At 38.4% G+C, this 13,627-nt stretch carries 10 protein-coding genes; all 10 read right to left on the reverse strand.

The window, feature by feature from the left end:
* Positions 1-30: 30 nt before the first annotated feature.
* On the reverse strand, positions 31-1,545 hold the full coding sequence (locus ACHLI0_RS21635; RefSeq protein WP_490750008.1) for a sulfatase family protein: 1,515 nt from the start codon (positions 1,543-1,545) through the stop codon (positions 31-33).
* Positions 1,546-1,632: 87 nt separating this feature from the next.
* Positions 1,633-2,967 carry a BT_3987 domain-containing protein gene (locus tag ACHLI0_RS21640; RefSeq protein ID WP_008766895.1) on the reverse strand — a complete coding sequence of 445 codons (1,335 nt, stop codon included), beginning with the start codon at positions 2,965-2,967 and terminating at the stop codon, positions 1,633-1,635.
* Positions 2,968-3,005: 38 nt separating this feature from the next.
* Positions 3,006-4,889 carry a RagB/SusD family nutrient uptake outer membrane protein gene (locus ACHLI0_RS21645; RefSeq protein ID WP_011109352.1) on the reverse strand — a complete coding sequence of 628 codons (1,884 nt, stop codon included), beginning with the start codon at positions 4,887-4,889 and terminating at the stop codon, positions 3,006-3,008.
* Positions 4,890-4,904: 15 nt separating this feature from the next.
* Entirely contained in the window at positions 4,905-8,354 is a 3,450-nt protein-coding gene (locus ACHLI0_RS21650) for a TonB-dependent receptor (protein ID WP_490750009.1), read from the reverse strand.
* A gap of 129 nt (positions 8,355-8,483) precedes the next feature.
* Complete coding sequence (locus ACHLI0_RS21655) at positions 8,484-9,698, reverse strand: FecR family protein (protein WP_008766892.1); 1,215 nt, start codon at positions 9,696-9,698, stop codon at positions 8,484-8,486.
* Positions 9,699-9,780: 82 nt separating this feature from the next.
* On the reverse strand, positions 9,781-10,374 hold the full coding sequence (locus ACHLI0_RS21660; protein WP_490750010.1) for an RNA polymerase sigma factor: 594 nt from the start codon (positions 10,372-10,374) through the stop codon (positions 9,781-9,783).
* A 251-nt stretch (positions 10,375-10,625) separates the two neighbouring features.
* Positions 10,626-11,645, reverse strand: a complete 1,020-nt coding sequence (locus ACHLI0_RS21665) for an inorganic phosphate transporter (RefSeq protein ID WP_234118799.1) — start codon at positions 11,643-11,645, stop codon at positions 10,626-10,628.
* 16 nt (positions 11,646-11,661) lie between these two features.
* Positions 11,662-12,309: a DUF47 domain-containing protein gene (locus tag ACHLI0_RS21670; protein ID WP_011109354.1), complete on the reverse strand. Its 648-nt coding sequence runs from the start codon at positions 12,307-12,309 to the stop codon at positions 11,662-11,664.
* Between the two features lie 79 nt (positions 12,310-12,388).
* Complete coding sequence (locus ACHLI0_RS21675; protein WP_490750011.1) at positions 12,389-13,030, reverse strand: DedA family protein; 642 nt, start codon at positions 13,028-13,030, stop codon at positions 12,389-12,391.
* A 148-nt stretch (positions 13,031-13,178) separates the two neighbouring features.
* Entirely contained in the window at positions 13,179-13,619 is a 441-nt protein-coding gene (locus ACHLI0_RS21680; protein ID WP_055217160.1) for a DUF8440 family protein, read from the reverse strand.
* Positions 13,620-13,627: the final 8 nt, after the last annotated feature.

Genomic DNA, 13,627 nt, shown 5'->3' on the forward strand with positions numbered 1-13,627 from the left:
AAGCCATATATTTTGTTGTTTCAATAAATGTCACTTTTTCCCTTTTGCTCTTTCCTGCACCAATATATCTTTCATTTCTTTTACTATGGCTGGATATTTCGGAGCCAGATTTTCGCTTTCAAACTCGGACTTATTCATATCGAACAGCTGATCATAAGGTGCATATCCTGTTTCTATTTTCGGACCCCAAGTGATCATGGGGGAACCATTGGAAGGTTCGATATATTTCCATTTTCCTTTGCGTACGGATAATGCCAGAATATTAGATTCCTCGATAACCCAAGGACGATCTTTTTTACTTTTTCCTAACCAACTGTCTAAATGATTTTGACTGTCCGGAGCTTTACTTTGGGGAATAGTGACATTTACTAGAGAAGCCAATGATTGGATCCAGTCTATTTGGCTTAGCAATGTGTTTAAAGTTTGGTTCTTTTTCACCTGTGCCGGATAGCGTACGATGGCCGGAACACATGTTCCCGCTTCGAAGGCACTGTATTTTCCACCACGGAAAGGACCACCCGGCTTATGACTGCCAGCAAGCTCAACGGCTTTGTCATCATAACCATCATCCAGTACCGGACCGTTATCGCTGGATAGAATAATGAGTGTGTTTTCAGTCAATCCCAGCCGGTCTAACGTTTTCATGATTTCTCCCACGCTCCAGTCAAACTGTACAATGGCATCACCTCGTAATCCCATCGGGTTTTTACCTCTGAAACGTTCGTGTGGGAAGCGGGGAACATGTACATCATTGGTCGCAAAATAAAGAAAGAAAGGCCGCTCTTTGTTTTCTTCAATGAAACGGATGGCATGACTGGTGATGGTGTCTGCTATATTTTCATCTTTCCACAAAGCTTTACCTCCTCCTTTCATGTATCCGATGCGCGAGATACCGTTTACGATTGCCATGTCGTGTCCGTGGCTTGGCTTGAGATTATAAAGCAATTCAGGATTCTTTCTTCCTGTCGGCTCACCTTCAAATGGTTTCTGATAACTGACTTCAATAGGAGCGGTGGAATCATAGTCGGCTACTTTACCGTTTTCAATATAAATGCAAGGAACACGGTCTGCAGTAGCAGCCATGATATAAGAATAGTCGAATCCTATATCTTTGAGTGCAGGAGATATTGTCCCGTTCCAGTCTTGTGTACCCGTTTTGTCACCTAATCCTAGATGCCATTTACCAATAGCTCCGGTGGTATAGTCTGCCGATTTAAACATATCGGCTATAGTATATTGTTCTGGTCGAATTATCATGCCTGCATTACCTGCAGCTACTCCGGTACCTTTCTTTCTCCATGCATATTCTCCGGTCAGCAAAGCATAGCGGGAAGGAGTACTGGTAGAAGCGGTAGCATGTACATTGGTAAACCGTATACCTTCAGAAGCCAACCGATTTACATTGGGGGTATGTACACGTGTGGTACCATAACATTCAAGATCACCATAACCTAAATCGTCTGCGAGAATGATAATAACATTAGGTTTTGTTTTTTTTCTTTTTTTGAACTTTGCCCGGCATACGCGGGCAAAGAACAAGAACATAGAACTGCGACACAAGGCAGCAGATTGAGGGATCTTTTATTCATCATGTGTTTAAATCAAATAAGGTTTTGAGTATAATACTGATTTTTAATTATTACCTTCTAATCCGTAAACAGTCAATTCGCGAATGGCGGCAGGAGGACAGTTATTTCCATATCCTTCAGGAATTATAAGTTTCAGATATCGTGCTTTGGTAGACTTTACATAATATCGGAATGTTGCTCTGGTACCTTCATCATTAAAATCACCGGCACCAATTTTATCCCATTCACTATTGTTATTGCTGGCATAAAATTCTACCCATTTAATATTATTGGCAGCTCCGTCTCCACGATTAAGTAAGTCAATTTGAGCGATTGTAATTTCTTTTTTCATATCAATAATAAAATGGAAGGGAGGTACAGATGATCCTGCTTCATTTTTGAATTTGCAATGCCAGTATGTACTTTCATTATCGTCAATCATGTATGTAGCTTCATTCCCTGCATGTTCAGAACTGCACTCTATCACTTCCCATCCGGATTTGTTGATCTTATTCCCTTCTTTTACAATACAGAACAAAACGTTGCTTTCCTCATCTATTACCAGTGAGTTATTCGGAACTCCTCCTTGGCTTGCCGTGATACTTCCTATTTTTATAGGTAAAATATAGTTTCCCGGTACCAGATTGTTTTTTAGTTGGTAGGAGGCGGTTATCTGACTGACTCCTTCCTGAAGAGTTACGGATTCAGGAGCAGTATAGGCATTTTCGGGAAGTAAAGTGAAATTTACTTTATTAATCTGATTATATTCGTCAATCAATGATAAATCTTCTGTCAGATTACAAAGAATATCCCACTTATTGGTAAAGGGTACTCCGATCTGTATATCCATTGTAGAAGTTAGATCCGGATTGATATTATATACTCCAGCATTACTGATATGAACGATAGGTTCCAAAATGGTAAATGCAAGAAAAGATGTATTTCTTGCTGGATTAATAGCCAGATCGTTAGAAATGAGTCGTAATGGCAATACATATTTTGTTTCGTTATACGCTGACAAAGCCAGTATCTTTTCAGGATGGTACGTGATGTAACCGCATAACTCGTTTTTATCTACCGTAAATTCTGTATTTGTCATTTCATAACAATTTTCCGGCAATAACTCATAATTAGTTTTATCTTCTTGATTCAGCGAGTCAAGCAAAAGAGGGTCTACAACGAATTGAACTTTACCGGAGGCATCTTTCAGTCCTCCCCGTTGTATCCATAGTTCCGCTTGGGCAGTTTCTCCGACATTATAGGCTGCTTGATTATTCAAGGTGTTGACTGTAACAGATATCAGACTGTCTGCTTTATCGGAGACATCAAATTCATTCTCGCAACTTATTGCCAGCATCGCAATAGTCATTGCTGCTAATAAGGTATGTATCGTTTTCATATTGTTATTATATTTTTAATCATGAAATATAATTAAGATTACCATCCCGGATTCTGAACAAGTTGTCCATCAGACTTTTTCATTTCACTATCCGGAATAGGATATAGGTACATTTTGCGTCTGAATACGATGGGGCTGGCCTCTACTTCCTGAAGGAATTTATCTTCAGTTCCATTCATGTTCATACCATGCACGTATCCATATTGACGTCCTTCACCTTCTTGGTCAGCTATCATCCAGCGGCGTACGTCGAAATAACGTTGTCCTTCAGTAGCCAGTTCGATGCGGCGTTCACGCTGTATAGCCAGTCTTTGCAGATCCTGTTTGCCTGCAATGTCAGGATTCAAAATTTCTATATTTTCTAATCCTGCGCGGTGACGTACTTTATTCAGGTAGGTCAATACTCGTGCATCGTTAGGATCGATTTCGTTGACAGCTTCTGCGTATAGCAGGTAAAAATCGGCTAGACGGAAAATGATAGAAGGACGGAATTTTGATGTAACTCCCGGTGATTTCTTATTAACCTCACGATTAAATCTCTTATACAGCATATAGCCCGTAAGAGTATAAATAGTACCACTAAGTTCATTAGGACTTCCTTTATGGAACTGGGTAACGTTATTACTGACGTGCCATCTTCTGTTTTGAAAGAATACGGTATTATAGAAACGTGGTTCACGATTCATGAATCGATTGCTGACATTCTTGGCATCACTTACTTTCTTATTGTTGCTGGTAACGACTTTTTCCTTATAAGTGTCTGTTCCCTCGGTTGTGTAGAGTGTAGACTGTTTTAGGAAACTTGTTTCTTGTACCGGATAACCATCATTCATATAGAATGCATCTACCAATTCTTGAGTGACACCCGTACATCCCATTCCATTTTGTTCACTTCTTGGGGTACATCTGCGGTCAAAGGCATCTCCATCCATACCACCCCAGGTATTGGCAGCAGTGGCCCATATAATTTCTCGATTGTAAGTTTGAAATAAATCATACAATGCTTGTGAAGGGTTCTCTTCATTTTCCAACAATTCATAATTGTTTTCATCTTCAGCGAATGTCATGAAATCTTTCAAAGCACTTACTGCTTTCTCCCATTTTCCGGGATCTTTATCTGGGAAAAGCCGTTGTCCGTCAGGATTAGTAATCGATAATGCTTCTTTGTACTCGCCATTGAATAATTTACTGGCGGCATATACCCATAGTTTAGCTCTGACTGCCAGTGCTACACCTTTTGTGGGCCACGCATTGTGTTGGTCATCCTCATGTAGAGCTTCTTGTGACAGTTCATTGGATACTTCTTTCAGTTCCTGATCAATGTAAGCTATAATCTCATCAATCGGACTACGTGGAATATCTAAGTCATCATCTCTTTCGTAAATGGCGTCTTTTACAAGAGGAATAGGTCCATATTGCTCAAACAAAAGATAATGATAATAAGCTCTCATAAAACGGACATTAGCTTTCATTTCTATAAGTTCCTCTTCTGTCAGAACATCGACGTGGGTGCCATTGGCAGCTATTGGTTTGGCATTGGCCAGAAAAATATTAGCTTGCCGAATTTGTTTATAACAATTTCCCCAACGGTGAAAACCCATGTTTGCTGCATTTTTTTCTGTTTTATTGTATAATTTGTTGTCTCCATAGCCAACGGTTAGTTCGTCACACATACCAGCCCAAGGGTTTTTGAAGCCTGTGACGTTGCCTTCTGCAGCGACGATACCCGAATAATCAGGGATAGCAGTAAAAATATTGGCATACCATCTTTTGGTATAGGCGACATTGTCAAATATCTCATCCAACGATTGAAGATTTCCGGCTAGTTCATCTGATACATCCAGATAGTTGCATGAACAGAGATTGCATAGTGTAAAAGCTACTATCAGTACTTTCCTATATAGTTTCTTTTTTGTTTTCATACTTAATAGATTTAATTAGAATGTAAAATCAATTCCTAAAGTAAATGTCCGTGCTTTGGGGTATGTATTACCACCATTGGCATTACCAGCTTCCGGATCAAAATATTTCAGATCGTCCCATAAAGCAATGTTATATCCCATCAGATAGATTCTGGCTGCCTGAAGATTTATTTTACTTAAGAGTTTTTTGGGTAATTGGTAACCTAATTCCACGTTCTTGAGACGTAAGAATCCTCCGTTGCGTAACCACCAAGTACTTGCTACACTATTATTAGCGGCATTGGTGTTGTCTTTATGTAAGCGTGGCATTAATACGTTTTGGCTTGGATTCTTTTCAGTCCACCTGTCTAAAGCGAATGTACGGTAATTCGATTGGTCTACTCCCCATGAGAAAGGAAACCATCCTTCAGGGGTATTACCTCCCAGCAAAACGGAACAGTTGCCGGCACCTTGAAAGAATGCGCTGGCATAAAATCCTTTATATTCTATATTTAGCCCAAATCCATATACAATTTCTGGAACTTTGGGATGTCCTACACCTCTTACTTTATCATAGCTATCGATAATGCCATCTCCATTTATATCTTTATATTTGATATCACCAGGACCTAACAGTCCCCCCAATGTGCTTTGGGGTAATTCAGAACGTAGAGTATAAGTTTCGATGCCACTACCGTTTTTGCTGACAATAAAGTCTTCTTTTGTATATAAACGTTCTGCTATATATAAATAATTTTCGTTTATTCTCATACCTGTCTGAGCCATCCAAGGATATCTTTGTGGTAATTCATCATATTCAACGATCTTATTTCTTGCATAGGTAAAGGTTCCACGTGCACTGAGTTTTACTTTTCCTATTTGCTGATGAATATTCAGTGACATATCTACGCCATGATTATTAACAATACCGTAGTTGGCATATTGATTGACGCGGAATCCGCCTACAGTAGGAGTAGTATTTCTTTGCATCAGAATATGACTTCTTTCAGAGCGGAAATAATCGAATACAAAATCAACTTTGTTGTCAAACAGTCCTAGGTCGAAGCCGTAGTTTTGTTTAGTTTCAATTTCCCAACCGATATCCAGCGTTTCGGGGAATCCTTCGATGATAGCATTGCCTATTGCATTGGTACCTCCGTTACTTCCTATACCTTGTGACCATGAACCGGCTGCCATATTATAAGTAGCTCTATAAACAAAACGTTTATCGGTAGTATCATTACCGGTTTTTCCGACAGAAGCTCTGATTTTAATCTTATTGGCTATTTTCTTTATTGCTTTGGGATAGAATGGCTCATTGGATAGATAGTAAGCAACTCCTACAGCTGGGAAGAAACCGAAACGGTGATTCTTGGCAAAGGCTTCCGAACCGGTATATCCGAAGTTACCTTCAATAAAGTAACGTCCGTCATAAGCATAGCTTACACGTCCTACTACACCTTGTTTACGGTAAGGTAGTGGCTCGGTTTTATATTGTGTTTCTTTTTGCATATAGAGCAACATTCCGGTTACATCATGTTTTTCAGCAAAGGTCCGTTTATAGTTGATGGAAGCATCAATATATATTTTTTTGTTCGCTTCGATACCGTTGTCCTTCAGGTCGCTAAGGTCTGGAGTACCGGAAACTACTTGTGCGAATTGAAGATTCCCGTTTTCGTCTCTGCCTGTTGCATGATAACGTGATGGATTGTATGAACGTATGGATTTGAAAGTTGCGTCGAAGTCATAACTGATATTCATTTTAGCACTTAATCCTTTGGTAATGAATTTCAGATTTTGTTGTACGCCTACTTTCGACTGGATTCCTGTCCGCCATTGGCGGGTATATCCGGAGTTCATTAACAGATTGTATGGATTCCTCATATTAACTCCTCGTTCCTGTTCATAAGTGGCTACTGTGCCATCACTGTATACAGCAGGAAAACAGTATGGAGGGGTAATTAACATGGAACGGAAGATACTGGATGAAGATGAGCCTGGATAGTTGGCTATCAAGTATTGTCCTGCCAAATCAACAGAAATTTTAGTTGTTGAGGTGACATCCATATCAATGTTTGAACGAAGATTAAAACGGTCAAGTCCGATATTTGTATCATACTTGTCTGTAGGGTTGCCTTTGTAAATTCCACTTTCATTATAATATGCACCTGAAACAAAGTACTTTGCACGTGCGGAACCGCCACGGGCATTTAGTGTGTATCGATGATTATTTGTAGTTTTCTTGAGCAACTCTTTAATCCAGTCTGTATTAGGATAGAGGTCAGGATCAGTGCTGTTACGAAACTTTTCTATGGTTTCGTCACTGAATAAAGCAGGTTCACCGTCGTTACGCAATGCTTCATTATATAATCCCAGATAATCGGCAGATCCCACAAATTCTGGCAAACGTTGGGGACTTGAAATAGAATGCTCGGTCTTAAAAGTAATTTTCGGCTTTTCATCTTTACCGCGTTTGGTAGTGACTAATATAACTCCATTTGCACCTTCTGCACCATAGATAGCTGTTGCAGCAGCATCCTTTAGGATGGAAAAAGTTTCAATTTCATCCGGTTCGATATCTGTAATTTTACGGGGAATACCGTCCACTAAAACTAGGGGAGTAGAAGCTGCCGAGTTGCTTGCAAATGTACTGATACCACGAATCCAAAATTCGGCATCATCAAATCCCGGTTCACTGGATCGTTGTATTGCTATAAGACCGGAAACTTGTCCGGCCAGATTATTAGTCAGATTTCTTGTTGGAGCTGTTATGTCTGAAACTTTGACGGAACTCATGGATACAACTACACTTTCCTTTTTTTGCTGTCCATATCCCACTACTACAACTTCATCCAGTGCTTTTGTGTCTTCGCGCAATCTTATATTGATGTTTCGACGATCATTGATTTTAACTTCTTCAGTTGAATAGCCAATATATGAAATTACCAAAATACTGTTTTTTCCGGGTGCAGTAATTGTATAGCGTCCGTCCATATCGGTGATTACTCCATTGGTTGTATCTTTGATTCTCACAGATGCTCCGATTACTGACTCTCCTTGTGAATCAGTGACAACACCAGTGATTACAAATTTATTTTTTTCTTGTTGAGGAGTTGGCTGCTCTCCTTTGCGGTAAATGGTAATTTGCCGATCGTTGATACTGTAAGTGTTATCGGTTCCGGCAAAAAGTTGATCTAGGATAGCACTTACTTGTTGCTTTCTGACATTGATATTCACTTTGCGGTTCGTATCAATGAGTTGGTCCATGTAGAAAATAATATATTCACTATTTTTCTCAATTTCATGAAAGACTTCCGTTATAGTCTTTTGTGATGATTTAATGGTGAATAGTTTATTCTGCGAATACGTGTTTGTAGCCAAACAGTTTCCTATTCCGATAAGAAGGAAGAGTGAAAAAAACTTCATGATTAGTAATAGTTGTTTATCTTTAGTCCTTTGGTGACTAAATAATCGGTGCTTTTTCATACATTTGTAATGATTAGATTAATTAATATTAACGTGTAAGTAATTTAATCAAAGGCCGGATGATATTAAGGGTATTATTCGGCCTTATTTTTTTAAGGATAATGTTTATTCATAGGCTTTCGATTTTAATTAATGTTTTACATAAATATGGATAATTCCATCTGATTTTTCTATTCTTGCCGGGACAGTCCGTATTAGTGTCTGAAGAACTTCGTCAAGATCTTCTTTCAAATCTAGTTTACCACTGCAGGTAATGGTCTTCAATGGACTGTCTATCATGATCTTTTTGCCATAGTAATCGCTGAGTTTTGTAGCAATGTCTTTTAGTTTTTCTGTTTGGAAGAGGTAAAAACCATCTTTCCAGGCGATATATTTTTGTACGTCTACCGATTGGATATGGATGCCTTCCTGTTCATTATAACTTAATAAGTTATTGGGAGAAAGTGTCTTACTTTCATTTTTGCTGGTTTTTACTTTTATTTTACCACTTACTAATACAACACTTTGCGTTTGTTTATTTTCATAAGCACTGACGTTGAATGTGGTGCCTAATACTTGAATGTCCATTTGGCTTGTTTTCACGATAAATGGCCGGTTCGGGTCATGAGATACACTGAGGAAAGCTTCCCCCTCTATATATATTTCTCGTTTGTGTTGTTTAAATTCCACAGGATAAACGATTCTTGAGTTAGCGCTTAACCAAATACATGTACCATCGGTGAAAGTGATAGATGAACGTTTACCGGCAGGTACGATTAATTGATTATAAATATTAGTCTTTTCCTTGTCATCAGTTTCTTGAATAATGGTTTGGGAGTTTACATTAATCTTGCCCTGATGGTCATATTGTAATTGACTTTCTTTTCCATCAATATCTATCTGTTTTTTTTTCGAAAGTACAAGTTGGATATTATCAGTAGGAGTAGCATTCGGCCTTTTTACAGCTGTTATTTCCAGTTCCGTTTTTTCTTGCATAATGCTGAGTTGTGATTGAAAATACCATGCCGAACAGAGTATAAGAGCTAAACTGGCGGCAACTAATATACTATGATTAATAAAAAGAATTTTCTTTTTTCGTTGTTTTTCTATATTGTTGAGTCTGGAAATATTCTTCCACACTGTTTCTACTTCGTTTTGCGGTAAGTGTGAAACAGGAATGTGTCGAATATCATGCAGAAAAGAACGTGCTATTTTTATTTCTTTTGCTAATGCTTTATCTTTTTGCTGCATCGTTTCCCAAAAAGCGATACTTTCTGGGCTGGGATGCTGCTCAGACTCCAAAAAGTAGAAATCATTGAGTAGTTGATCTGCAGAGTAGTGAGTATATTTGTTTTTAATGTCCATTTTCAATGTTGATTTATCTTAGGACAATCTCAATTGACAAATCTACTCAACTGCTCTTTATTTTTTTTGAGATTTTTATTTTTTAGTGTAAATAGGTCAGTTGATGGAGTATTAACATCCATATTCCAGTGACTCCATAGGCTTCTCTTATTTTTTGTAGAGAGCGTTGCAAAAGGTTATAAGCCGATTGGTAATTGAGCCCCATTATCTGGCAAATATCATCGTAACTCAGTTCTTCTATAAAGCGGTAATAAATAACTTCCCGTTGTCTGGGAGTCAGGATTTTCATCATTCTTTTAATATTATTCATTTCTTCATGCCGGGCTTCCTGATCAATGAATTCGTTTTTAACAGTAAGCTGCTCTTCTGTTTGGTATAAACTGAAAGCATAGTTTTTTTGCAATCGTTCTTGATTGAAAGTATTATAGATGTTATTTTTTAAAGCAATCATTAAATATACTTTAGGATTTTGAGGTACAGTAAGTTGCTTTTTGGCTTTATATATCTTTACGAATACGTCCTGAATGCAGTCTTTCACTATTTCAGAATCAGGAGTGATTTGTAAGCCATAATTATAGAGCACTTGGATGTAATGAGTATATATCCAGCTGTATGCCTGGTCATCTCCTTCTAAAAATAACTTCCATTTGATATAACTTTCGTCTTGAGTGAACATAGAATTATTACTTAAATTTGCCTGTCGCATTACACAATGAAAGCAAAGATAGTATTAAAAAATAATAATAAAAGATTTATGTTTAATAATTCTTTTCTGAAGAAATTCTTTATATCTCGAAGGAGACGTTAAATATTTAAGGTTCTATGTGTATCATTTTATAGTATTCCCTCTACAAAATACTGTAGAGGGATGTTAAGAGTAGCTATTTTTCTTGTTTAAATTTCGAGTTGTTTCCCTTGAAGCAGAATTTATTTCAGGAACAGAGAAACTACACAATAAATACATGCAGCTAGGAGTCCACTGACAGGGATAGTAAGTACCCACGCAGTCATGAGGCTTTTAGTCACCCCCCAGCGAACAGCGGATAAACGTTTGGTTGCTCCGACACCAATGATTGCTCCGGTAATTGTATGAGTCGTACTAACAGGTATTTTCAGCATTTCGGTGATATAAAGAGTAAAAGCACCTGCGGTTTCGGCAACCATACCTTCCAATGGAGTAACTTTAGTGATTCTGGTTCCCATCGTTTTTACGATTTTCCATCCTCCGGACATCGTTCCCAGTGAGATAGCAGTAAAACAGGAGAACGCTACCCAGTCCGGCAGATCAGAAATACTGTTTATTCCCATTCCCAGACCCATAGAGTGGGCAGCTATCATTGCGGCGGCGATAATACCCATTACCTTCTGCGAGTCATTCAGACCATGTCCTACACTGAACATGGCGGAAGAAACCAACTGTAATCTCTTGAACCACATTTCAGCGGTATGCGGATTTGTACGTCGGCAGATATAGAGCACAAGTAGAGTAAATCCGAAAGCGATAATCATACCGATAAATGGAGCCAGGAAGATAAAAGCGGCAATCTTAAGAATGATATTGAGCTGAATAGCTTCAAAGCCGTTTGCCATGATAGCAGCTCCTGCGAAACCACCTATAAGCGTATGGGAGGAAGAAGACGGGATACCCTTCCACCAGGTAATCAGATTCCAGGAAATAGCGGCAATAATGCCCGCCAGGATAATAGGCAGCGTGATGTATTGTTCAACAACTGTCTTTGACACAGTGTTTGCTATGCCAAAGCCCCCTATAATGTATTTGGCTATGAAGAACGCAACGAAGTTAAAGAATGCTGCCCACAATACCGCTTGAAAAGGAGTCAGTACTTTAGTCGATACGATGGTAGCGATCGAGTTTGCTGCGTCATGAAAGCCATTGATATAATCGAATATCAGAGCTAGTATAATGATAGTCACTAATAATTCCATGTGTCTTGCTCTGCTTTTATGAATACTTTACGATCAGGTTTTTTAATATTTTCCCTACATGTTCTGCTGCATCGGTTGTCTTTTCCAGTTCATGCATGATTTCTTTTATTTTAATCAGTTCGATACAGTCTTTTTCTTCTTCAAAGAGTTTGGTGATAAAAAGCTCGTATACGTCATCTGCCTGATTTTCTATATCGTGTAATTGGGTGCAATAGTCGCGTAATGGCTTTGGATTTTTGCGGAAAGTCTCCAGTTCATCCATGGCTTTACCTATATTGATAGCCTCCTCGTGAATCAGACGGCTCAGTTCTTTGCCACTTTCGGAAATAGGGCGAGGATTATAGATTACAATACGCTTGGCGCTACTGTTGATTCCGTCGATAACATCATCCATGCAGGAAGCCAAGTCGTGAATATCTTCACGGTCGAAGGGGGTGATAAATGTCGTACTTAACTCGTCAAAGATTAAATGAGTCAATCTGTCACCTTCACGTTCCATGTCTTTAATTTGTTTGTAGTAATCTGCTCTTTCTGTGGGCAGATCATGTTCCATACTTTCAACAAGTAGAACGGATGAGGCAGATAAAACATCTGATAACTGCTTCAGCAGAGGAAAGAACTTTGGTTCTTTGGGCGTGAATTTACTAAAAAAAGAATTTTTCATAAATACGAGTACATTAAATTGTTTTTGGGATGTTTAATTTGATGGCCGTTGTTATTAATAAACAAATGAATAAAGTTTTTTATTGCTTCGATCCTAACTTCGCTCGTAATATTTCTATTATTGCAGGCAATATTGAAATAAATATAATAGCGATAATCAAGAGTTTAAGATTTTCCTGTACGAACGGCAGATCGCCAAAGAAGTAGCCTGCATAGCAAAATAACCCCACCCATATGGCCCCACCTATCAGATTGTGGATCATAAAGTAATAGTAATGCATTTTTCCCATCCCGGCTACAAATGGAGCAAAAGTGCGGACGATAGGCACAAAGCGGGCGAGAATAATTGTTTTCCCACCATATTTTTTATAAAAATCATGTGTTTTATCAAGATAACTTTGTTTGAATATCCTGGAGTTGGGATTATGAAAAAGTTTGCATCCGAAAAAATGTCCGATCATGTAGTTGCAGGAGTCACCTAATACGGCTGCTGCAAATAAGATTAAAACAAGAATATGGATATCGATCGGCATACCGGGTAATGCGGAAATGGCTCCTGCAACGAAAAGTAAAGAATCACCAGGAAGAAAAGGGGTGACTACAAGCCCGGTTTCGCAAAATATAATGATGAATAAGATAGCGTATGCCCAAGTATGGTAATCCTGCACTATACTAATCATGTATTGATCAATGTGGAGAATAAAGTCTAATATAAATTCCATTATATATCAAGTTATTAATATGTTAAAGGGAAATCGTATGCATATTCCTGGCAATGGAAAAGACTCTTCTTGCTTTCTTGCCTTGAATATAAAGAGATAAAATGGGCATAGATGCACTCATCTCATCCCATAAAAGGAAAAGAGATATTTAAATAAGTATTCGTCCTAGTGTATAGACGTAATATCGATAGGAGAATTTGGTGAGATTTGTGTAGTAGGGGAGACCAGTCCATTTTTCTTTCGGAAATTGATATTTTAATGAACTTAGTATCCGAATTGTAACGGAAGAAACGTTGAATCTTAGAATTTTGGAAAGAGAAGTGGTACGGGATAAAAGTGAGTTTCCTAAAATACCATCGGCAATGTTGCAATCATATTTTCCATCATATTTCCCTTCTTGGAAGGAGTTACTTTCTTTACCGGATTGTTTGACTACAGCTTTGGATCGGTAACTCTGTGACTTGTTATGGGATTGTATAGTGGTAGTACCGGCCTCTGTCCGGAACTCCTGTAATTCTTTATCGGGCACTAAATTGCATCCCCATATCAGAAATATACCAAATAATATACAGAAAATGTATTTCGCCATAACGGTCG

This window comes from Bacteroides sp. RCH18 (assembly GCF_058231005.1).